Below are 19,980 nucleotides of genomic sequence, written 5' to 3' on the forward strand. Positions count from 1 at the left end.
GGTTCTCGATCATCTCGCTTCCCCAGCCGATGCTGGAATGAGCGTGTCCAAGAACCAGGGTCAAGCCCCCTGGTCGGTCTTCGACCGCCGCAGCCGCACGTGCACCCCGTCGAGGCGATGCACTGTGACGTCCCCGCAGGTGAGGGCGACGAGTTCGCTGCGGGCGCCACGGTGTCGGCTCCTGGTGACTGTGGGGTTCCTTCGATCACTTTTTTCGGATATTTTGGCGATACTTGGCTACTCTTGTGGTGGAGCGGATGGTGTTCGGATGTGTTTGTGAAGGGGTGAGCCGGGATGGATGTGTTGACCAGGACGTGCGATGACACGGCTCGGATGGACACTCATCAGGTGGCCGGCTATCTGCTTGAGCGGCTTGGTCGCACGTTGACTGCCTACATCGCGAACTCGCGGAGTAGGGCGATGCCTGCACGCTGGGCGACGCCGCCGGGTGAACCGACACATGCCACCCCGTCGGACGACAAGGTGACGCGACTGAAGGCTGCACACGCGGTGTATCGGTTGATCGAGGACGAGGAGAACGATCAGGTCGCTCGCGGATGGTTGATCTCTGCGAATCCTCGTCTCGGCGGTCATACGCCGGCCGAGTTCATCCGTGACAACAAGATCCCTGACGTGTATCGGGCGGCAGCAGCGTTCGTGGAGGACAGCTACGCCTGATCGAGCGTAGGGCGAAGATGCGGTCGTGCCGCCTCCTTATACTGGTGCGCTGGTATTGCGCTGGTATGAGGAGGTTTTCTTGGTTCAGGCCCTTGGCGATGCCGACGACGTCGCCCTCTGCGCGTTGACGGGTCTGAACCTGGTACGTGGCGATGGCCGCAGCATCTTTCGAGTCGCGAAGAGCAAGTACGGCGCGCTCGAACCTCCCGCGCGGGTAGGGGACGACCCGAGCAGCTGGTCGAGGTGGGATACCCCCGGCAGGACCATCTACGGGGGTTCAACGGCGGTGGGCGCGTTCGTCGAGGTGCTCGAGTACATCGATCCGGATCCGCCGAAGATCCCGATGTCGGAACTGTTCGACGATGTCGACGCGTCCGACGCATTGACCCTCGATGCGCAGATCGCGCGCGAGTTGCCCCGGCACGGAGCGATGCCGTACCGATCGATCTCGCAAGGGTGGCGTCGGGCAGAAAACTCTACGAGCTGCGTCTTCCGATGTCTGGGTGGTTCGTCGACGTCACGGGTGCCGAAAGCATTTCGGTGATCAGTCGCGAGCGGAGTGCCCTGCTTTCTCGGTGCGGGCTGGAGACGTTGACGCTGAGCGAGCTGACCGATTCGTCGGACGAACAGAAGATCCTGACCACGGGGATCGCGACGTGGATCCGGGAGAGTGTCGTCCTCGACGATGGCTCGCGTCCCCACGGGGTCGTCTATCCGTCGAAGTGGGGTAGCACCCTCCAGAACTGGGCAATGTGGTTGCGCCGCACCGATGACGGTACCGGCCCTGACCCGGTCGAGGTCGTCGAGGCCTCGGACATCGGCCGGCACTCCGCCCCGTTCCTGCAGGCCGCGAATCTTCGCGGGATGACCTTTCACTGACCAGCCGCGACAAGGCACTGCCTCACGCCACCCCGACAGCCTGGTGGCAGGGATGGCAGCTGCCTCGAATGCCGGGAGCGCCGCATCGCGACACGGCTCGGTACCGGCCACTGAACCGAGCCCTACACCGCACTCACCCGTGCGCCGACGCTGCCGAGGAGTGTTGACGCGCGTCAACACTCCGTGAGCGCCTCCGGAGAGGAGCGTCGTGCTGCCGGTTCGCTGGCATTACCTGGGTTTCCGGTGAAGGTCACGGGCCTCCGCGCACGAGTGGGTCGTGATGATCTCCCGCAGGACCGGTCGCGACGACAGGACCGACTCCATCGGACGTCGTGCCCGGTCGTACGTTGCGGAATCTGCCGGGATTGCTCGGTAGGCGTTGCGGCCGCCGTTGCGGGCGATCTCCCGGGAAATTGCTTCACGGTCGTCTGCGGTGAGGTGTTCGGCCCGACGTCGTCGCGGTGTCGGCCGGACACCACCGGGCTCACGCAGAAACCGACGAACCCGAGCGCCTTGCCACCCACCCACGCCTCCACGGCCACGCATCATGTCACGAGCAAGTTCCGGCTGCTGCGTGGTTTGCCGTTCCGGTTCTCGCTCGGCGACCACGGTCCGCAGCACTACATCGCGGCCTTGACCCCGCGCGGGATAGCCAACGAGTTCGGCGACGCCCCTCTGATCCCGGGGACGTGATCTGGTCGCGTACTCGCCGGCGGGTCGCGGTGACTTCCTCGCCGCCGGGTGGGTGGGTTCAGAGGTCGACGTGCCGCGGCTATGGAAACGTCCCGCTCGACGATCGCCATTGCGGGCGTTCCGCTGCTGGTGTCGGCGGGCGGGTCCGGCTGGTCTATTTCTCTTCGACGTCAAGGAGCACCTGCCGCGTCCCGGCGGCGGCGGTCATCCCTGCAGGGTTCGCCGAGCCGCCAACTGCACCAACTCGACGGCGTTCCGGCGCCCTTCGAGGGTTCCGCGCTGCCAGATGGCGCCGTTGCCGTGCTCGACCTGCTGGTTCACCATCGCGTGGACCCGGCGGTACTCGCCGAGTTCGTCGAGCGAGTCGCGGACGTGGCCGAGCAGCATCTCCAGTTGGCGGGGTGCCGGGACCGGTCGGGCGGTGCACGGATCGATGCCGTTGCCGCGCAAGCCGTCTCGGGCGGCGAGCCAGGTCGCCGCCTGCAGCATCTCGAGCCGGATGTCCGGCGGTCGGTCGCCGCGGTCGATGGCTCGGACCGCTGTCATGACCAGGGCGCGGACCAGCGTGGCCACCAGCACCGCCTCGTCGACGGTTGGTTGCACGTCGGCGACTCGGACCTCGACCGTCGGCAGGTGGCTGGACGGTCGAATGTCCCAGTAGATCATTTGCTCGTCCAGCAGCAGGCCGCTGTCGATCATCATCGACACCGTGGATTCGTAGTCCTGCTTCGAGGCGAAGAACGGCGGCGGTCCCGCGGCGGGCCATCGCGACCAGAGGATCGACCGCCACCCGGCGAACCCGCTGTCGATGCCGCGGTGCACCGACGAGTTCGCGCCGAGCGCGAGCAGGCTCGGCAACCACGGACGCACCTGGTTGCACACCTGGATCGCGGTCTCGCGGTCTGCCACGTCGATGTGGATGTGGCAGCCGCAGATTCCCTGTTCGACCGCCAGGACCCCGAACCGCTGCGCCATGCGTCGGTACCGATCGCGGTCGCTGATGGGCATGCGCGGCGGACCGATGATCGGGGTTCCGGCGGCGACCAGTCGGCAGCCGTTGCGGACCGCGGCGGCCGCCACCAGCGACCGCGCCTCGAGCAGGTGGGAGCGCAGTCCCCGGCCGTCCGTGCAGACCGGGGAGTTCGTCTCGACCTGGCACTGCGACAGTTCCAGCTGCAGGTCGACACCCAGTTCCGCGGCGGTCGCGGCGACCGCGGCGTTGCGCATCAGCGGTTGCCCGGTCTCCGGGTCGACCAGGAGGAATTCCTCCTCGACTCCCATTGGGGGGCAGGCGGAATCCGGTGCCGCTTGCCCTCGTCCCGGCCCGCCGCGGTGGTCGTTGTTGCTGCTCAAGGTTGCCCGCGATTCGTGATACCGAAAACGCTACCGAGGATGACGCCGCCACGGGAGCGCAATCCGGGAGTGGGCGATCGCCACGGCGGCGGTATCCGCTCGCGATCGCCTCGTCCATCGCCGAAAAGGTGCGATCTGGTGCAGGCTGTTGACCGTGGTGGAGTTGTTGATTGCGCGTAACCCGGATCTGGGCTCGCGGTTGCCGTTCCTGGCGCGGTCTCAGATTCCACTGAGACAGGTCGGGGGTAGGGGAGCGGTTGGGGTGATGTGGGTCGGCTACGTCAGGTTCAGCGGTGTCGATCAGAACACCGTCCGGCAGCCCGAGCAGATCGCGGTCGGGCGCACCTTCACCGACACCGTGCCGTGCATTCGGTTTCGATAGTCGCGGGTGAAGGTGGTGCGATGAGCGATCCTGCCGCGGCGCTGCCCGATGACTATCCCCGGTTTCTAGAGCAGCTCAAGACGCAGGTCCGCCGTGCGAGAAGCTATCTGCAATCATGTCCGAACCCGCGTACTCGTCGGCGGGCTGGCTTCACGGGATGTAGGGCGCTTTGGTCGGCCCTATGCCAGCATTCCTGGGCGCGAGCGTAGCGAAAGATTGACGGAGGAGTTCCACAGCGTCCGTGGTCTCGTCGGGCTCGGCCCAGGTGGTAAGCGCGATGTCGAAGCAGACCAGCGCCGCCTGCACCAGTGTCTGTGCTCGCAGTGCCGCGAGATCACCGGTGAGTCGCTCTTGCGCGAGCGGGGTGAGCAGCCGTGCCCACAGCAGATGTTTTTCGAGGTTGCGAGCGCGTAGGGACGCTGTGCTCGTCAGAACGCGCATGGTCCTCTTGCTGCGTTGTTCGTCCCTGCTCGGTTGAGCCAGCAGGGCTTCGAAGGTCGAACGCAGAGAATCCCAGACCGGTTCATCGGCCGGCCGCGCGGCGAAGGCGTCGCGGACGAACTCACCCCAGGGGGCGAGGTCGCCGATGACGGCGTCTTCCTTGGCCGGGAAGTAGCGGTGGAAGCTGCGGGCCGAAATGCCCACCTCGGCGGCGATCTGCTCGACGGTGACCGCATCGAAGCCCTGCTCGGCGAACAGGTCGATCGCGACCTCGGCGATCCGTGTGCGCACGGCCTCGCGCGTGATGCCGCGCAGACCCGGTGTCGATGAGCTTCCCACGGGCAGAGCGTACAGTGTCGCATGTGTCATAGTCTGACACCATTGACCTACTCTGACAGATCGAAGGCGACATCATGGACATTCGCAATCTCGGCCGGCAGGGCCTGGCCGCCGCCGCTCTCGGCTACGGGGCGATGGGCACCGCCACGGGTTATGGCCCCGCCGACGACACCGAGTCGATCGCCGCGATCCGAAAGGCGCACGAGCTCGGCGTGACGATGTTCGACACTGCCGAGATGTACGGCTGGGGCGACGGCGAGAAGTTGCTCGGTCAGGCGCTGGCGCCGATCCGCGACGACGTGGTCATTGCCACGAAGTTCGGTCTCACCCGCTCCTTCGGATCCAACTCGCGCCCCGAGCACATCCGCGAGGTGGTCGAGGCCAGCCTGCGCAACCTCCGCGTCGACACGATCGATGTGCTCTACCAGCACCGTCCCGACCCGAACGTCCCGATCGAGGACGTGATCGGCACCATGAAGGAGTTCGTCGAGGCAGGCAAGGTCAGGTACCTGGGGTTGTCCGAAGCGGACGAGGCCACCATCCGCGCCGCGCACGCGGTACACCCGATCTCGGTGCTGCAGTCCGAGTACTCGATCTTCGCGCGGGACGTCGAACCCCTGTTCCCCGTCCTCGAGGAGCTCGGGATCGGCTTCGTCGCCTACTCGCCGCTGGCGCGGGGCTTCCTCAGCGGCGCGGTGGCCTCCCGGGAGAGCTACGACGCCAACGACTTCCGTCAGCACATCCCCTGGTGGGCGCCGGAGAACTTCGACGCCAACGTCGCCGTCGTCGACGAGTTGACCGCACTCGCCGTCAGCAAGGGCGCCACGCTCGCGCAGCTGTCCCTGGCGTGGCTGCTGACCCGTAAGGACTACATCGTCCCTATCCCGGGATCTCGAAACCCGCAGCGCGTCGACCAGAACGTCACCGCGGCCGACTTGGTCCTGGCTCCCGAGGACCTGGTCGCCATCGAGCGGATCGCCCCCACGGGAGGTGCCGGCGGCCGCATGTAGGTAGGTCGCATCCCTCGGTCGAACGGCTCTCCGGTTGAGGGATGCGAACCGTGTTCGAATGCGTATCTGCTTGACAGCACACATAGGAACCCTCCGGCGGGGTGTCGGCGATCGCCCGCAGCGACCCGCCGAGAACCCCGTTTCCGGGCGCGGTGTTCCGATGCTTCGCCGGCGCCGAAGGCCGAGATTGCCCGCTGTGCTCGGGTTCGGTGGCAGGTGGCCGGCTGCTGGGGCCGTGGTGCGTCGTTGCTATCCGGCGAAGCCGGCGAGCTGATGGGCGATCTCCTCTACCTCGAGCTTCCCCATCGCTGCGTTGTTCATCAGTGTCTCGGCGGCGTCGACGTCGAACCCCGCGCGCAGCGTGATGCCGTTGTAGCCGAGGAAGAGCCATGCCGCGGCCCATGCCGTGCGTTTGTTGCCGTCGACCAGTGCCTGGTTGCGGGCCAGGGAATGCAGGAGCGCGGCCGCCTTGTCGTAGAGGGTGGGGTAGGCATCGAGTCCGAACACGCTGCTCTTCGGTCGGGCGACGGCGGCGTCGAGCAGGCCGATGTCACGCACGGCGGGATTGCCACCCGCGACCCGGGCCGCGATCGTGAGGATGTCGTCGCGATCGAGGTGGATCGTCACGCCAGCCGCTCGTTCAACTCGGCCGACTTCGCGAAGATGTCCGCCAGGAGCTGATCTCGCATCTTCTTCCTGCTGCTCGCGGCCTCGACCACCGCGTGATGCGCGAAGGTCTTCAACGACACCCCCTCCTTGTCGGCGGCGTCCCTCAGCAGGGTCTGCTCCTCGTCGGTGAACGTGATGTTGAGTGACGGCATGAACCTGATGGTACCGCTTTCGGTACCAGAACAGGTGCCTTCAGGGGTGGGTGCACCGCACCGGAACGGTTGGGGCGCCGCCTGCGTGTCCTACGTCACGCGGGATGATCGCCGCACCCGCGCACGCGAACGACGCCCTGCTCGTCACCCGCAACACCGGCGATCTTCGCGGAGATCCGGATTCGCCGTCGCCCTCCTCGATCTTCTCGGCTGGTCGTTGTCGCATGTCGCTCTCGCGTCGGTGTTGCTGCTCTTTGTCGGTGCGGCGTTGCTGTGCCACCGCGCGATCGCCGGTGGTGCGGCGCCCGTCTGATGCGGGGAATCGTCGTTACCCGGGGGTGGGCTGAGTCCTCGCCGTCCGCAGCCGGGGCGCGTGGACGCCGGGTTGAGTCAATTCCTGTGCGCCGCAGCGTAAGCCGGGTTGATCGGGATTGAGCGGCCTCGTTGCGAAACGTCGCTTCACGTAACGCCGCTGAACGCCGGGAACCACCACCCTGGACGGGCCGGCCGGCTTGCCCGCGTCCACGCCGAGTCCGTGCCCACGGGGTGGTGGACGTCGATCGGCTCGCGGGGGCCGTTTGACATGCCCGGGGTGAACGCTGTTCCCTGAATAGGGGTGAACAGTGTTCACCTCATGTGAGTAGCGATGGAGTGAGCAGTGAAGAGTGCCGTGACCACACCACACAAGACCCCGACATCGGGCGCCACGATCACGGCGTTGCTGAGCCTGGCGGGTCTCGTCGTGGCGCTTCAGACGACGCTGGTGGTTCCGCTGCTCCCGGATTTCCCCGAGATCCTCGACGTCACGGGCGGTGATGCCACGTGGCTGGTCACCATCGCGTTGCTGACCGGAGCGGTGGCCACGCCCATCGTCTCTCGCCTGGCCGACATGTTCGGAAAGCGGCGGATGATGGTGTTGTCGCTGACGATGATGGCGGCGGGATCGTTGATCGCCGCGATCGGAGGCGGCTACCTCGCGGTGCTGATCGGACGTGCCCTGCAGGGATTCTCCTCGTCGCTCATCCCGGTGGCGATGGCCGTGCTGCGCGACGTTCTCCCGAGGGAGAAGGTGGCCGGCGCCGCCGCGATGATCAGTGCGACGATGGGAATCGGTGCGGCGCTGGGACTTCCCGCCGCGGGTGTGCTGTACGACCACTTCGGCTGGGCCTCGGTCTTCTGGGTCTCGGCGGCCGCCGGAATCCTTCTCCTCCTGGGCATCCTCGTCGTCGTTCCGGCGTCCGCGACGGGCACCCGACGGCGCTTCGACGTGGTCGGCGCGATCCTGCTCTCCCTCGCCTTGACGGCGTTGCTGCTCGGGATCTCGAAGGGCCCGGCGTGGGGATGGTCGAGCCCGCAGACCCTCGCGAGCCTCGCCGCGGCCGCCGTTGTCCTCGCCGTGTGGGTCCCTTACGAGCTGCGCACAGCGGCCCCGATGGTCGACCTGCGGGTCTCCTCGAGTCGGCCCGTGCTGCTCACCAACCTCGCCGGATTGTTCGTCGCGTTCTCGTCGTACGCGAACATTCTGTCCACCACCCAGCAGTTGCAGCTACCGGAGATCACGGGTTTCGGGTTCGGGCTCAGCGCGGCGACCGCGGGCCTGTGCATGGTGCCGGGTGGCCTGGCCATGCTGGTGTTCTCGCCGCTCTCGGCGAGGGTGACCGCACGATTCGGTGGCCGCACCACACTCGTCGTCGCCTGCATCGTGATGATCGGCGCCTACCTGTTCCGCATCGCCTTCGACGACACGGTCGCGCTGATCATCATCGGCAGCGTGCTCGTGAGCATCGGCAACGCCATGGCCTACGCGACGATGCCGGCCCTGATCATGGGCACGGTCCCGATCACCGAGACCGCCGCCGCCAACGGTCTCAACAGCCTCCTGCGGACAATTGGGACGTCGAGCATGAGCGCGGTCGTCGCGGCACTGCTGACGGGCCTGACCATCGAAGCGGGGGGACGCGTCTTCCCCGCGCACGGAGCCTTCGTCGCGATGTTCGCGATCGGGGCTGCCGCGGCGCTGTTGGCTACGCTGGCCGCGGTGTTCCTTCCGAAGCCGTCCGTCCCCCGCGTTGTGCAGGTGGCCGCCGGCGAGCCTTCGGCCGAGGCCACCAGCCTGACGAAGATCTGACCCCGACGCGACGAGGACTGCCGTATGAGCGAGATGACCACCCGCGACGTCATCATCGACGTCGCGCGGAAGTTGTTCGCCGAACGCGGATTCACCCTGACGACCATCCGGGACGTCGCCGAGGCAGCCGACGTCTCCCCGGCGCTGGTCATGAAACTGACCGGCAGCAAGGCCGAACTGTTCCAGGCGGCCGCGCCGGAGGCACCGAGGGTTGAGGACCTCGACCACCCGTCCGAGCCGCTGGGGTGCCGCATGGTGCGAGCTCTCGTCGAACGGCGGGACTCGGGGGACTTCGAGTACTGGGCGATGGCGCCGTTCATCCTCCAGGAAGCCCCGGACCGCGAGGCGGCCCGCGAGAAGATGATGGCCGGGTTCGTTCCGAGGATCGCCGCCGCGATCGGCGACGAGTCGGCGGGGCGGGTGCGTTCCCGCCTCGTCGTCACCCTCATGCTCGGCCTCGCCAGCGGATTGCGCACATTCGAGATCGTGACGCCCGATGTGATCGACAGCAGCAGCCTCGTCGAGACTTACGGCGCGCTCGTGCAGAACGTCATCGACAACGACGAGTTGTGACCGTCCTGCGGCACCGTCGTCAAACAGGACGGGCTGTTGACGAGCCATTGACCTGTCGGCGAGCGCCATTGACCTGTCGGCGAGAAGGCGGCAGTGCCGGTCCGAGACGAATGTCATGACAGGGCCCGGGTGGCTGCCGACATCGCCGGTGAACCAATTTGAGTGGTTTGTGACGATTTTCTTCGTTTGGGTGGATTGCGGGCACAAAACACGACATCGGAGCGTTGACCTGCCACGGACCCCCGCGGCGGACGTGCGGGATCCGGGAAAGACGCAGAAAGGGGAAGGGTCATGACCACCGACTACGACTCACCCAGGAAGACCGATCCCGACGAGGTGGCCGAAGACTCGCTCGACGAGCTGAAGGCCGGGAAGGACCAGTCGCGATCGGCCGTCGTCGACGTCGAGGAGGCGGACACCGCGGAGTCCTTCGAGCTGCCCGGCGCCGACCTGTCCGGGGAGGAGTTCACGGTCCGGGTGATCCCGAAGAGGGCGGACGAATTCACCTGCACCAGTTGCTTCCTCGTCCATCACCGCAGTCGCCTCGCCGACACCGCCGACGGGCAGATGATCTGTCTGGACTGCGCCGGCTGAACTGCCGGCGGCGTTCGTCACACCGTGGCCCGTCACCGGTCAACGGGGGCGCCCGGGCGATCGTGATCGGGAACGGTGCAGATTCGAGAACCCCGCCGGCTGACGGCGGTGAGTCGACCGGGGCGCGCCGCCGACTCGAGGGAATGACTCCCCGCGCCGGCGGTCCGGCTGTCGACCGTCGCTCTGGTTGCCGATGAAGTGGCGGGACACGCCCGAAGACAGGGGTTCGGCCGGGAATGCTGTCACATTCTCGGCCGGATCTCTGCTTCTCGAGTCTTTCACCGCTTCCGATTACTTCCTCGATCCGCAAGTCTGAATGTACGCGCGCCCAGCGGCGCACCGCAATGCCGCGGATCGACTCGTGGCCCGGGATCGTAGCGCTGTGGCGCGGGAAGAAGTGGTCAGCCCGCCGGACACGGTGCCGCTGCTGCGGATCACGATGGCATCGCCGTCGAACTGGCCTCTGAGGGCATCACCGTCTCGGTCCGCACCGTCAGTAGCCAGCTGGACGACCTCGGTCTGAACCGACGCAAGTTCCTCGACCCGACCGGGGCTGACAACCGCAAGCCCGCGGCCGCGATCGTCGCCCGGTGGTTGCTTCCGGTCGACTACTTCCAGTCGACGCGGTCCTGGAGGATGGTCGGGTGGCCTCCGAGCGTCATGGCCACGGATTCCCGCACGTGCGCCGTAGCAAGCTCCCTCGCTGTCGCGGCGTCGCCGGCACGGATCGCCCGCCCGATCTCGGCGTGTGCATCGGAGAAGAGGGTCCGCTCCTGTTCGCTCCAGGCGTTCGGATGGGCGACGATCGCGCGATCGGAGAACAGATGTGCCAGAGCGGAACCCACCAACGCGATGATGTAGTTCCCGGCGATCTGTCTCAGGTGGTCGTGGAATCCGACGGCCGTCTCGATGAACTCGCGGTGCGTTTCGACGTCGTGGTCGTGGGCATCGAGCGATTCGAGTTCGTCCGGGTCCGTGATCTCGCCGCGTGCGACCCGTTCGGCCGCGAGGGCCGCGGTCAGGCCCTCCATCTGGATGACTGCTTCGACGACCTCGGCGAGTCGGATGTCGTTGACCTGGAGGTACATCGACATGGTGTCGCCGAAGGCGGCGCCGGTCGGTTCGGCGACGCTGGGTCCGCCACCGAGTCCCTGGCGGACGGTGACGAGACCCTGCGCCTCGAGCAGGCGCAGTCCTTCGCGGACCGATGCGCGACCGACCCCGAAGTTGTTGGCCATCTCCTGTTCGGACGGCAGCGCGGCACCCGGTTCGAGACGATCGTCGGCGATGGTCTTCGCCACGAGTCGCGCAACTGTGCGGGATATTTTCTCGCCTCGCGTAGCCGCGATGGCCCGCGGAACCGCGAGGTTCTTGATCGGGTCGCCTCCCGGCTTCGTCATCTCGTCCTTCGTTCTCACTTGTTGTACGGTTCACCACGTATCCGGGTCCGGGGACACGTCATGTGAATCCTCAAGCTTAGTGGGCGAGGCTTGGTCCCCTGCGCATCCTCGCCCCGGTCGTGTAGCCGGCCGACGGGCCGGCGAGGTACAGGGCTGCGCCGACGATCTCTTCCGGGCGACCGATCCGGCCCGCGGGCAGGTGGGTCATCTCCTTGGCCGGTCTCGGTGGGGCGATGGCGGCGTTGATGGGGTGATGTTGTCGGTGGAGTGGGGGTTCGTCGAGCCGTTCGGGTCGGTGTTCAGGGGTGCCTACGCTTTCGGTGCGCCGATGGTGGGTTCGCCGGGGTTTGCGGCGGCGTGTGCCGCGCAGGAGTTTCTGGACCGGAGCGTGGTCCGGTACGTCTATCGGAAGGACTTGGTGCCGCATCTGCCGCCGAGTGATTCCGACCGTTTCGGGCATTTTGGGCGCGAGTAGCGGCGAGGGCCTGTTCACCGACGAGGAGATCGGCACCACCTGCTGCTTCGCCACCCAGGACAAGGTGTGGGTCACCGGCCCGGCAGGGGAGAGGTGGGAGGTCTACACCGTCCTCGCCGATTCGGAGACGTTCGGATCGAGCCCGCAGCACCCGGGCGAACGGCAGGGCGCGGAGGACGGGGTGTGCTGCGGCACCGCCGACGCGGGCGAGAAGGCGACCGCCGAAACGTCCTGCTGCTGAGCATCGCAACACCCGTGTCGGCCGCCCCACCGGGGCGGCCGACACTTGTGTTCATGTCCCGAGTGACTGTAAGATAATAAAGTGTTGTTTTGTGATCGGGGTCTGGTCGGTGCGGTAGGGCGATCGTGAGCGAGGTCGACAGGCGGTTACGGGAGCGGTTCGAGGTTTTGCTGCCGCACCTGAACGAGCGTCAGCGGCGTTTGGCGTTGGCGACGGAGGCCCGGTCACTGGGGCATGGCGGGGTGCGGGCGGTGGCCCGGGCGGTCGGTGTCAGTGAGACCACGGTTCGCAGGGGCGTGTTCGAGTTGGAGGCCGGCGAGCAACCGACGCCGACGGGTCGGGTCCGCCGTCCGGGAGGGGGCCGCAAGAGTGCGGACGCGCTGAATCCGCAGCTGGTGCCTGCGCTGTTGACGCTGGTCGAGCCGGACGAGCGTGGGGATCCGGAGTCTCCGTTGCGGTGGACGACCAAGTCGCTGCGACACCTGGCCGAGGAGCTGACCCGGCAGGGCCATCCGGTGTCCGCACCAACGGTGGGACGATTGTTGCGGGACAACGGATTCAGTTTGCAGGCCAACGCCAAGACGTTGGAAGGCGAGCAGCACCCGGACCGGGACGTGCAGTTCCGCTACATCAACGAGCAGGTCAAGGCGCACCAGGACGCGGGCGAGCCGGTGATCAGCGTCGATTCGAAGAAGAAGGAACAACTCGGCCAGCTGCCCACCCCGGGGCGCGAGTGGCGCCCGCACGGCGATCCGGTGCGGGTGGTCGATCACAGCTTCTTCACCGGACCGAATGCCGACCGGGCCATCCCGTACGGGGTCTACGACCTGACCACCGACGCCGGTTGGGTCAATGTCGGCGTCGACCACGACACCGCCGCGTTCGCGGTCGCCTCTATCCGCCGCTGGTGGCAGGCACGTGGCGCCGCCGACTACCCGCACGCGAGCCGGTTGCTGATCACCGCCGACGCCGGCGGCTCCAACAGCTACCGGTACCGGTTGTGGAAGGCGGAATTGGCCGCGCTGGCATCCGAGACCGGGTTGGCGATCACGGTCTGCCATTTCCCGCCAGGCACCTCGAAGTGGAACAAGATCGAGCACCGGCTGTTCTCCCAGATCACCATGAACTGGCGGGGCCGGCCGCTGACCAGCCATGAGGTGGTGGTCAAGACCATCGCCTCCACCCGCACCCGCACCGGGCTGCGCGTGGACGCCGAGCTGGACACCGGCGACTACCCGATCGGGATCTCGATTGGTCGAGAAGAGTTGCGCGCGTTACCCATCCACCCACACGCCCAGTGCGGAACGTGGAACTACACCATCGAACCCACTCACGCCGACGCCGCGCCGGTTCCCGGCCGCGACCGGGAACGCGAGCGTGCCGCGGCCGTCGCGATGCTCGCCGACCCGCGCCTGACCGGCATGACGGGCGACGAACTGGACGAACTCACCGCACGGCTGGCACCGACTCAGGCCGCGCGCGCCGAGCAACGCCGCTGGCACCAACGCGGCGGCCGGCGCCGCAATGCCCCGGGTGCCGGCGGGCGACGCCTGCTCTCGGACGCCGCGGCCCTGCTGATCACCATCGTGTACCTGCGGCAGGCCTGTCCCCAACGGGTGCTCTCGGATCTGCTCGGGGTGAATCCGAACTCCATCGGCGAAATCATCGCCGAAACGCGGATGCTGCTCGACGAACACAGCCATCACGTCACCCCGAACATCGGGCTTCGCTTCAGCACCGCCGCAGACCTCGCGGGATTTCTCCGCGACGGCCCGACACCCATCCCGACACCGAATCGGCCTCTCCCCGAGGCACTGTCGCATCCGGCTCTGACCGGCATGAGTCGCCGACAACTGGGCGACCTCGTCGAACGCCTCGCAGTCCGGCAAGCCGCCCTGGTCGAACGGCGCCGCTACACCCAACGCGGCGGCGAACGCATGCCCGGGGGCCGCGGCGGAATCTTCCTCCAGAAGATCACCGATGCCGAACGCGTCCTGGCCACCGTTCTGCACCTGCGCCAACTCTGCACCCGCGCCGTCCTCGCCGAACTGTTCCACGTCAGCCCACGCACCATCGGCAATGCCCTGCTCGACGTGCGGCCACTGCTCGAACAGGACGGCTACACCCCGGCACCGGCACCCACCCGCTACCGCACCGCCACCACCCTTCTCGCCGCGATACCACAGCAGGAAGACGACACAACCGAATCGATACATTAATTCCTTACAGTCACCGAGACGGCGGCGACGATGCTCACTCGGCTGTGATGTCGTCGCGGGAACCGTGAGCGAGTGCCCTCAGTGCCGCAACTCCCACGGGCTCCTCGGCGAGTATCGGCACGACCGCATACCGCTGTGTGTGCTCGGCGGTGATGGTGGCCAGTTCGGTGGCCTCCGCGCCCGCGCGACGCCGCAACAGCGGGGAGGACGGTGCCGCGGCGGCGAGGGAGTTGTTGACCACCCATGCCCACGGGTGGATGCCGGCGCGTTCGAGGTCGGCCTGCAGGCCGGCGGCTTCGAGGCGGGGGGTGGTTTCGGCGGGGGTGACCAGGACGACCTTGGTCTCGTCGGGGTTCTGCAGCCGCATCAACGGGGTGGTGAAGTTGGTGTTCTCGCCCATCTGCCGGGCGATCTCACGGTGGTAGGAACCGGTGGCGTCGAGCAGCAGCAGGGTGTGCCCGGTGGGGGCGGTGTCGACGACGACGAACTTGCGTCGCGATTCGTGAATGACTCGTGAGAAGGCCTGGAAGACGGCAACTTCCTCGGTGCACGGCGATTTCAGGTCTTCGGCGAGATTCGCGCGGCCCTGCTCGTCGAGGGCCGCGCCCTTGGATTTGAGGACGCGTGCGCGGTACTGCTCGGTGGCCTCGGCCGGGTCGATGCGTGAGACCTCGAGGTTGTCGATGTTGCCGTCGAGGGTCTCGGTCAGGTGTGCGGCGGGATCGGTGGTGGTCAGGTGCACCTGATGGCCGCGCTCGGCCAGCGCCACGGCGATCGCGGCGGCGATGGTGGTCTTGCCGACGCCGCCCTTGCCCATGCACATGATCAGGCTGTGGTCGTCGGCGGCGAGTTCGTCGACCAGCCGCGACAGCGGTGCATCGGAAACGTCGAGCCCGGCCGGGCCAGATCCTGGTGGTTGGTCTTCTGCGGCGGTCGTCGAGGTGAACAACGAGTTGAGGGCGTCGATGCCGACCATGTTCGTTGGCTTGAGCTCGACTTCGTCGATCGGCAGGGTCCACAGGTCCCCCGGGAGGCTGTCGAGGAGTGCCTGTTCGCGGTGGTGGATCGCGGTTTCGAGGGCGTCGCGCCCGTCCGGTGCCGGGAGGAGTCCGTTGACGACGACGTACTGGTGGGTCAGTCCGATGTCGGCGAGTTCGGTGTGGGTGCGGGCGATTTCCGCGATCGGTGACCGCCCAGCCCGGGTCACCAGGACCAGGCGGGTGCGGTCGGGGTCGGCGAGGGCGGTGACGGCGTCGGCGTAGATGCTGCGCTGCTTGTCGAGACCGGCGAGCGGGCCGAGGCACGAGGCGTCGCCCTTGCCGTCGTCGAGGAACTCGGTCCACGATCCGGGGAGCTGGAGCAGCCGGATGGTGTGGCCGGTCGGGGCGGTGTCGAACAGGACGTGGTCGAACCCGTCGGTGACACCGTCGGTGTCGGTGAGCAGCGCGGTGAACTCGTTGAACGAGGCGATCTCGGTGGTGCACGACCCCGAGAGCTGTTCGGTGATCGAGGCGATCTCGGCGTCGGGCAGCAGCCCGCGCACCGGCCCGACGATCCGTTCACGGTAGGCGTCGGCGGCCTGCTGCGGGTCGATCTCGAGCGCGGACAGACCCGTCACCGCCGGCACCGCGGTGACGGTGCCCCCGATGGTCAACCCGAACACCTGCCCGACGTTCGACGCCGGATCGGTGGACACGAGCAGCACCTTCTTGCCGGCGCGGGCGAGGGCGATCGCCGACGCGCACGCGATGGAGGTCTTCCCGACCCCGCCCTTACCGGTGAAGAACAGGAAGCGGGGCGGGTTGTCGAGAAACTTCATGTGGAGCAGTCCTTCTCAGCAGCAGGTCGAGGTCGTGTCGTCGGCGCAGCAGGATCCGGTGTCGGTGGTGTCGGTCAGGCCGAGCATCGTTGTCCCCGTGGGTGCGGCCGCAGCGGGTGCGGGGGCGTCGAGGCCGGCCCACTTCGCGAGCTGGGCCCGGTCCGGGTAGCGGCCGGTGATCGCGGTGACACCGTCGACGAGGACCAGCGGAAGCCCCTCCGAGCCCGAGAGTTTCAGGAACGCGGCGACCGGTTCACGCTGCGCGAAGGCCAGTGGCTCGCTGGCCAGGTTGAATCGGGCGATCTCGCCGCCCCGGGAGCGGACCCAGTCCATGTCGGCGGAGAACGTCACCAGCGCCTGGTCGACGTCGTCACCGCAGACGCCGGTGTTGCAGCACAGGGCGGGTTCGAAAACTTCGATGGTGCTCAACGGATCTCCTACTGCTGGTGTTGGGTGAGTCGGGTGGCGAGGCCGGTGACGCGGGCGGCGATGTCGTCGCGCACGAGCCGCATCCGCTCGATGCCGTCGACACCGCGGGCGGACGGCTCAATGGTGTCCCAGTTCTCGAATGCGGTACCCGGCACCTCGTCGACGTGGGCTTCGAGGCCGAGGGTGACCACGACGTCGACATCGCGGACGAGTTGCGGATCAACCGGTTTCGGGGTTTCGTCGGTGATGTCGACGCCGACCTCGAGCAGGACCTCGGCCGAGAGCGCGTTCACGCTGGTACCGGGTGCGGTGCCGGCGGAGTGCACGGTGACGGTGTCACCGGCGGCGGCGCGCATCAGACCGGCCGCCATCTGGGACTTGCCGCCGTTCTTCACACACACGAACAGCACGGACGGCGTGCTCATCGCACCGGCCCTCACTGCGCCGCGACGGCGTCGACGGCCACCGGGCGACCGGCTGCCTCGACGGTGTTGGCGGTGATGTCCTCGCGCTCGGCGAGCCAGCGCTCGGCGTCGATCGCGGCGGCCGCGCCGGTGCCGGCGGCGGTGATCGCCTGACGGTAGGTGTGGTCGACCAGGTCGCCGGCCGCGAACACACCCTCGACCGAGGTGTAGGTGGTCGGCGACTGCACCCGCACGTAGCCCTCGTCGTCGATGTCGACCTGGCCCTTGACCAGTTCGCTGCGCGGGTCGTGGCCGATCGCGACGAACATGCCGGTGACCGGCAGCGTCGACTGCTCGCCGGTGACGGTGTCGCGGATCACCAGGCCGGTGACGCTGTTCTCGCCGACCACCTCGATCGGTTCGGCGTTGGTGACGATGCGGATCTTCTCGTTCGCCTTGGCCCGCTCGAGCATGATCCGGGACGCGCGGAACTCCTCGCGGCGGTGCACCAGCGTCACCGAGCGCGCGAACCGGGTCAGGAAGGTGGCCTCCTCCATCGCGGAGTCGCCGCCGCCGATCACGGCGATGTCCTGGTCCTTGAAGAAGAAGCCGTCGCAGGTCGCGCACGCGGACACGCCACGGCCGAGCAGGGTCTCCTCGCCGGGGATGCCGAGGTAGCGGGCGGCGGCGCCCATCGCCAGGACCACGGCGTGGGCGTAGTAGGTCTCGCCGTTCGCGACGACCTTCTTGATCGGGCCGGTCACGTCGAGTTCGTCGACGTCCTCGGTGCGGATGTCGGCACCGAACCGCTTCGCCTGCTCACGCATCTCGTCCATCAGGTCCGGGCCCATGATGCCCTCGCGGAAGCCGGGGAAGTTCTCGACTTCGGTGGTGGTCATCAGGGCGCCACCGAACTGGGTGCCCTCGAACAGCAGCGGCTGCAGTTCCGCGCGGGATGCGTAGACCGCGGCGGTGTATCCGGCGGGTCCGGAGCCGACGATGATCAGGTCACGAACCGAGGTCGGAGTAGTCATGCAGAAATCCTTTCGGGCTGAATCCGATTCAGGTGATCAGCGGGTGGCAGGCTGGGCGGTGAGCTCGGCGATCAGCGCCTCGACCTTGGACTTGATCTCGTCCCGGATCGGGCGGACCGCCTCCACACCCTGGCCGGCCGGGTCCTCGAGGACCCAGTCGCGGTAGGACTTGCCGGGGAAGATCGGGCAGGTGTCGCCGCACCCCATGGTGATCACCACGTCCGATGCCCGCACCGCGTCGACGGTGAGGATCTTCGGGTTTTGCGCGGAGATGTCGATCCCGGCCTCGGCCATCGCCTCGACTGCGGCCGGGTTGACCTGGTCGGCGGGCGCGGAGCCGGCGGAGCGGACCTCGATCCGATCCCCGGCCAGGGCGGTGAGGAATCCGGCGGCCATCTGGGATCGGCCGGCGTTGTGGACGCAGACGAACAGCACGCTGGGTCGAGAAGCCATGTCGGTCAACCTTTCACAGGTCAGGTAGGGGAAGAGGATCAGGACTGGTTGCGGTCGGGTGAGGGAATGGCCGCGGGCACAGCGTTGAGGGGTGCCTTCTCGGTGAAGCGCTTGCGCAGGGCGAGCGAGACGTACACCAGGGCGACGAGGACCGGGACCTCGATCAGCGGCCCGACCACCCCGGCGAGGGCCTGACCCGAGGCGGCGCCATAGGTGGCGATCGCGACGGCGATGGCGAGTTCGAAGTTGTTGCCCGCCGCGGTGAACGCGAGGGTGGTCGTGCGCTCGTATCCGAGGCCCAGGACGGCGCCGAGCAGGTAGCCGCCGCCCCACATGATCGCGAAGTACGCGAGCAGCGGGATCGCGATCCGCACCACGTCGACGGGGTTCGAGGTGATCTGGTCGCCCTGGAGTGCGAACAGGATCACGATCGTGAACAGCAGCCCGTACAGCGCCCACGGCCCGATCCGCGGCAGAAACGTCTGCTCGTACCAGGTGCGCCCCTTCGCTTTCTCGCCGTAGCGGCGGGTCAGGAACCCGGCGAGCAGCGGAATGCCGAGGAAGATCAGCACCGACTTCGCGATCTGCCACGGCGAGGTGTCGATGGTGGTCTGCTCGAGACCGAGCCAACCCGGCAGAACGGAGAGGTAGAACCAGCCGAGGACGGCGAACATCAGCACCTGGAACACCGAGTTGATCGCCACCAGGACGGCGGCGGCCTCCCGGTCGCCGCAGGCGAGGTCGTTCCAGATGATCACCATCGCGATGCAGCGGGCCAGGCCGACGATGATCAGCCCAGTCCGGTACTCGGGAAGATCGGACAGGAAGATCCAGGCGAGGGCGAACATCAGCGCCGGGCCGAGCACCCAGTTCAGCACCAGGGACCCGGCCAGGAGCCTGCGGTCGCCGGTGACCGTGTCGAGGCGGTCGTAGCGGACCTTCGCGAGCACCGGGTACATCATGATCAGCAGCCCGAGCGCGATCGGCAGCGAGATGCCGTCGATCTCGACCGCGGACAGCACGTCGCCGAGACCGGGGATCATCCGGCCGAGCAGCAGGCCGGCGGCCATCGCGACACCGATCCACACCGGCAGGAACCGGTCGAGGGTGGAGAGCTTCCCGACGACGGCGGGGTGTTCGGTGGCGACCTCGCTCATGCGGGCACCTCCGTGGCGGTGCAGGTCTCGGACGAGACGATCGGTCCGCCTTCGGTGAGCAGCACCGCGGAGAGTTGCTGCAGGGCCGAGGGGATCACCCAGTAGTACACCCAGGTGCCGCGGCGTTCGCAGTCCAGGAGCCCGGCCGAGCGCAGCACTTTCAGGTGGTGCGAGATGGTCGGCTGGGACAGGTCGAACGTTTCGGAGATGTCGCACACGCACGCCTCTCCGCCGGCGTGGGAGGCAATCAGGCTGAGCATGCGCAACCGGACCGGGTCACCGAGCGCCTTGAACATCCTGGCCAAGTCCCCCGCCCAGTCCTCGGTCAGCGGTTCGCGTACCAGCGGCGAGCAGCACGCACCGCTCTCCGACGTTTGATTCGACATGCATCAATATTGACAGGGGTCGAATCAGGCTGCAAGCGAACAGTGGATGAACGGAGCAGCGGGTCGCCCGGG

The 19,980-nt window shown here is 67.5% G+C and carries 24 protein-coding genes and 3 pseudogenes; 13 read left to right on the forward strand and 14 right to left on the reverse strand.

Features of this window, described 5'->3' with window-relative positions:
• Positions 1 to 69: 69 nt before the first annotated feature.
• Positions 70 to 168, reverse strand: a pseudogene (locus tag ABD951_RS03990) (integrase/recombinase); the annotation flags it as partial.
• A 180-nt stretch (positions 169 to 348) separates the two neighbouring features.
• On the opposite strand from ABD951_RS03990, the gene ABD951_RS03995 reads away from it, so the two are divergent.
• The 4 genes from ABD951_RS03995 to ABD951_RS04010 all read left to right on the forward strand — a co-directional run bounded on the left by ABD951_RS03995 (position 349) and on the right by ABD951_RS04010 (position 2,250).
• The gene (locus ABD951_RS03995; protein WP_345342402.1) at positions 349 to 678 is read left to right on the forward strand and encodes an antitoxin Xre/MbcA/ParS toxin-binding domain-containing protein; all 330 of its coding nucleotides are present in this window, start codon (positions 349 to 351) and stop codon (positions 676 to 678) included.
• A gap of 79 nt (positions 679 to 757) precedes the next feature.
• A complete protein-coding gene (locus tag ABD951_RS04000; protein ID WP_345342404.1) occupies positions 758 to 1,222 on the forward strand; it encodes an RES family NAD+ phosphorylase in 465 nt (154 codons plus the stop codon).
• 47 nt (positions 1,223 to 1,269) lie between these two features.
• Positions 1,270 to 1,557 carry a hypothetical protein gene (locus ABD951_RS04005; protein WP_345342406.1) on the forward strand — a complete coding sequence of 96 codons (288 nt, stop codon included), beginning with the start codon at positions 1,270 to 1,272 and terminating at the stop codon, positions 1,555 to 1,557.
• A gap of 438 nt (positions 1,558 to 1,995) precedes the next feature.
• Positions 1,996 to 2,250, forward strand: a complete 255-nt coding sequence (locus tag ABD951_RS04010; RefSeq protein WP_345342408.1) for a hypothetical protein — start codon at positions 1,996 to 1,998, stop codon at positions 2,248 to 2,250.
• A 204-nt stretch (positions 2,251 to 2,454) separates the two neighbouring features.
• Here ABD951_RS04010 and ABD951_RS04015 read toward each other — a convergent pair whose 3' ends face one another.
• Together ABD951_RS04015 and ABD951_RS04020 are read right to left on the reverse strand one after the other, a co-directional pair.
• A complete protein-coding gene (locus ABD951_RS04015; protein WP_345342410.1) occupies positions 2,455 to 3,531 on the reverse strand; it encodes a carboxylate-amine ligase in 1,077 nt (358 codons plus the stop codon).
• 604 nt (positions 3,532 to 4,135) lie between these two features.
• Positions 4,136 to 4,765 (reverse strand): TetR family transcriptional regulator, encoded by a 630-nt coding sequence (locus ABD951_RS04020; protein ID WP_345342412.1) that lies wholly within the window; start codon positions 4,763 to 4,765, stop codon positions 4,136 to 4,138.
• A 74-nt stretch (positions 4,766 to 4,839) separates the two neighbouring features.
• Between ABD951_RS04020 and ABD951_RS04025 the strand changes: the two genes are divergently transcribed.
• Complete coding sequence (locus ABD951_RS04025; RefSeq protein ID WP_345342414.1) at positions 4,840 to 5,775, forward strand: aldo/keto reductase; 936 nt, start codon at positions 4,840 to 4,842, stop codon at positions 5,773 to 5,775.
• Between the two features lie 249 nt (positions 5,776 to 6,024).
• On the opposite strand, the gene ABD951_RS04030 is transcribed toward ABD951_RS04025, so the two are convergent.
• Positions 6,025 to 6,402, reverse strand: a complete 378-nt coding sequence (locus ABD951_RS04030) for a type II toxin-antitoxin system death-on-curing family toxin (protein WP_345342417.1) — start codon at positions 6,400 to 6,402, stop codon at positions 6,025 to 6,027.
• Positions 6,399 to 6,596, reverse strand: coding sequence for an antitoxin Phd (locus ABD951_RS04035; protein WP_345342419.1), 198 nt, complete (start codon positions 6,594 to 6,596; stop codon positions 6,399 to 6,401). The genes ABD951_RS04030 and ABD951_RS04035 overlap by 4 nt, the downstream gene beginning before the upstream one ends.
• Between ABD951_RS04035 and ABD951_RS04040 the strand changes: the two genes are divergently transcribed.
• From ABD951_RS04040 to ABD951_RS04060, 5 genes and pseudogenes are all read left to right on the forward strand, one after another.
• Positions 6,595 to 6,909 carry a hypothetical protein gene (locus ABD951_RS04040; protein WP_345342421.1) on the forward strand — a complete coding sequence of 105 codons (315 nt, stop codon included), beginning with the start codon at positions 6,595 to 6,597 and terminating at the stop codon, positions 6,907 to 6,909. The two genes, ABD951_RS04035 and ABD951_RS04040, sit on opposite strands and share 2 nt — an antisense overlap.
• Positions 6,910 to 7,254: 345 nt before the next feature.
• Entirely contained in the window at positions 7,255 to 8,724 is a 1,470-nt protein-coding gene (locus tag ABD951_RS04045; RefSeq protein ID WP_345342423.1) for an MFS transporter, read from the forward strand.
• Positions 8,725 to 8,748: 24 nt separating this feature from the next.
• Positions 8,749 to 9,297, forward strand: a complete 549-nt coding sequence (locus ABD951_RS04050; RefSeq protein ID WP_345342425.1) for a TetR/AcrR family transcriptional regulator — start codon at positions 8,749 to 8,751, stop codon at positions 9,295 to 9,297.
• A 291-nt stretch (positions 9,298 to 9,588) separates the two neighbouring features.
• Positions 9,589 to 9,891 (forward strand): DUF4193 domain-containing protein, encoded by a 303-nt coding sequence (locus ABD951_RS04055; RefSeq protein WP_345342427.1) that lies wholly within the window; start codon positions 9,589 to 9,591, stop codon positions 9,889 to 9,891.
• A gap of 444 nt (positions 9,892 to 10,335) precedes the next feature.
• Positions 10,336 to 10,485: pseudogene (locus ABD951_RS04060) on the forward strand (IS481 family transposase); the annotation flags it as partial.
• Between the two features lie 14 nt (positions 10,486 to 10,499).
• Here the strand turns inward: ABD951_RS04060 and ABD951_RS04065 are convergent.
• Positions 10,500 to 11,309: a FadR/GntR family transcriptional regulator gene (locus tag ABD951_RS04065; protein WP_345342429.1), complete on the reverse strand. Its 810-nt coding sequence runs from the start codon at positions 11,307 to 11,309 to the stop codon at positions 10,500 to 10,502.
• 58 nt (positions 11,310 to 11,367) lie between these two features.
• The gene (locus ABD951_RS04070; RefSeq protein WP_345342477.1) at positions 11,368 to 11,499 is read right to left on the reverse strand and encodes a hypothetical protein; all 132 of its coding nucleotides are present in this window, start codon (positions 11,497 to 11,499) and stop codon (positions 11,368 to 11,370) included.
• A 45-nt stretch (positions 11,500 to 11,544) separates the two neighbouring features.
• On the opposite strand from ABD951_RS04070, the gene ABD951_RS28625 reads away from it, so the two are divergent.
• The 3 genes and pseudogenes from ABD951_RS28625 (at position 11,545) to ABD951_RS04080 (ending at position 14,226) form a co-directional block, all read left to right on the forward strand.
• Positions 11,545 to 11,766, forward strand: a complete 222-nt coding sequence (locus tag ABD951_RS28625) for a lipase family protein (RefSeq protein ID WP_425569768.1) — start codon at positions 11,545 to 11,547, stop codon at positions 11,764 to 11,766.
• A pseudogene (locus ABD951_RS04075) lies at positions 11,765 to 12,007 on the forward strand (ArsI/CadI family heavy metal resistance metalloenzyme); the annotation flags it as partial. The gene ABD951_RS28625 and the pseudogene ABD951_RS04075, both read left to right, overlap by 2 nt.
• Before the next feature lie 125 nt (positions 12,008 to 12,132).
• Positions 12,133 to 14,226 (forward strand): ISAzo13 family transposase, encoded by a 2,094-nt coding sequence (locus ABD951_RS04080; RefSeq protein WP_345342431.1) that lies wholly within the window; start codon positions 12,133 to 12,135, stop codon positions 14,224 to 14,226.
• Between the two features lie 34 nt (positions 14,227 to 14,260).
• Here the strand turns inward: ABD951_RS04080 and arsA are convergent, their stop codons facing one another.
• Genes arsA through ABD951_RS04115 form a run of 7 tightly spaced genes read right to left on the reverse strand, consistent with a single transcriptional unit; the run spans position 14,261 to position 19,908 of the window.
• Positions 14,261 to 16,045: an arsenical pump-driving ATPase gene (arsA, locus tag ABD951_RS04085; protein WP_345342433.1), complete on the reverse strand. Its 1,785-nt coding sequence runs from the start codon at positions 16,043 to 16,045 to the stop codon at positions 14,261 to 14,263.
• 15 nt (positions 16,046 to 16,060) lie between these two features.
• Entirely contained in the window at positions 16,061 to 16,474 is a 414-nt protein-coding gene (arsD, locus tag ABD951_RS04090) for an arsenite efflux transporter metallochaperone ArsD (protein ID WP_345342435.1), read from the reverse strand.
• An 8-nt stretch (positions 16,475 to 16,482) separates the two neighbouring features.
• Entirely contained in the window at positions 16,483 to 16,899 is a 417-nt protein-coding gene (locus tag ABD951_RS04095) for an arsenate-mycothiol transferase ArsC (protein WP_345342437.1), read from the reverse strand.
• Between the two features lie 11 nt (positions 16,900 to 16,910).
• Positions 16,911 to 17,912, reverse strand: a complete 1,002-nt coding sequence (trxB, locus tag ABD951_RS04100) for a thioredoxin-disulfide reductase (protein WP_345342439.1) — start codon at positions 17,910 to 17,912, stop codon at positions 16,911 to 16,913.
• Between the two features lie 36 nt (positions 17,913 to 17,948).
• Positions 17,949 to 18,365 (reverse strand): arsenate reductase ArsC, encoded by a 417-nt coding sequence (locus tag ABD951_RS04105; RefSeq protein WP_345342441.1) that lies wholly within the window; start codon positions 18,363 to 18,365, stop codon positions 17,949 to 17,951.
• A gap of 38 nt (positions 18,366 to 18,403) precedes the next feature.
• Positions 18,404 to 19,522: an ACR3 family arsenite efflux transporter gene (gene arsB / locus ABD951_RS04110; RefSeq protein ID WP_345342443.1), complete on the reverse strand. Its 1,119-nt coding sequence runs from the start codon at positions 19,520 to 19,522 to the stop codon at positions 18,404 to 18,406.
• A complete protein-coding gene (locus tag ABD951_RS04115; RefSeq protein ID WP_345342445.1) occupies positions 19,519 to 19,908 on the reverse strand; it encodes an ArsR/SmtB family transcription factor in 390 nt (129 codons plus the stop codon). Before ABD951_RS04115 ends, arsB begins: the two co-directional genes overlap by 4 nt.
• Positions 19,909 to 19,980: the final 72 nt, after the last annotated feature.

The organism is Rhodococcus olei (genome assembly GCF_039540555.1).
Taxonomy (GTDB): domain Bacteria; phylum Actinomycetota; class Actinomycetes; order Mycobacteriales; family Mycobacteriaceae; genus Rhodococcus_G; species Rhodococcus_G olei.

Bases quoted from the DNA above. Each gene is read 5' to 3' on its own strand.
- ABD951_RS04040 (WP_345342421.1), top strand. From the start codon at position 6,595: ATGAACCTGATGGTACCGCTTTCGGTACCAGAACAGGTGCCTTCAGGG.
- ABD951_RS04070 (WP_345342477.1), bottom strand. From the start codon at position 11,499: ATGACCCACCTGCCCGCGGGCCGGATCGGTCGCCCGGAAGAGATCGTC.
- ABD951_RS04025 (WP_345342414.1), top strand. From the start codon at position 4,840: ATGGACATTCGCAATCTCGGCCGGCAGGGCCTGGCCGCCGCCGCTCTC.
- ABD951_RS04015 (WP_345342410.1), bottom strand. From the start codon at position 3,531: ATGGGAGTCGAGGAGGAATTCCTCCTGGTCGACCCGGAGACCGGGCAA.
- arsA (WP_345342433.1), bottom strand. From the start codon at position 16,045: ATGAAGTTTCTCGACAACCCGCCCCGCTTCCTGTTCTTCACCGGTAAG.
- arsB (WP_345342443.1), bottom strand. From the start codon at position 19,522: ATGAGCGAGGTCGCCACCGAACACCCCGCCGTCGTCGGGAAGCTCTCC.
- trxB (WP_345342439.1), bottom strand. From the start codon at position 17,912: ATGACTACTCCGACCTCGGTTCGTGACCTGATCATCGTCGGCTCCGGA.
- ABD951_RS04035 (WP_345342419.1), bottom strand. From the start codon at position 6,596: ATGCCGTCACTCAACATCACGTTCACCGACGAGGAGCAGACCCTGCTG.
- ABD951_RS04105 (WP_345342441.1), bottom strand. From the start codon at position 18,365: ATGGCTTCTCGACCCAGCGTGCTGTTCGTCTGCGTCCACAACGCCGGC.
- ABD951_RS04055 (WP_345342427.1), top strand. From the start codon at position 9,589: ATGACCACCGACTACGACTCACCCAGGAAGACCGATCCCGACGAGGTG.
- ABD951_RS04115 (WP_345342445.1), bottom strand. From the start codon at position 19,908: ATGTCGAATCAAACGTCGGAGAGCGGTGCGTGCTGCTCGCCGCTGGTA.
- ABD951_RS04095 (WP_345342437.1), bottom strand. From the start codon at position 16,899: ATGAGCACGCCGTCCGTGCTGTTCGTGTGTGTGAAGAACGGCGGCAAG.
- ABD951_RS28625 (WP_425569768.1), top strand. From the start codon at position 11,545: ATGTTGTCGGTGGAGTGGGGGTTCGTCGAGCCGTTCGGGTCGGTGTTC.
- ABD951_RS04050 (WP_345342425.1), top strand. From the start codon at position 8,749: ATGAGCGAGATGACCACCCGCGACGTCATCATCGACGTCGCGCGGAAG.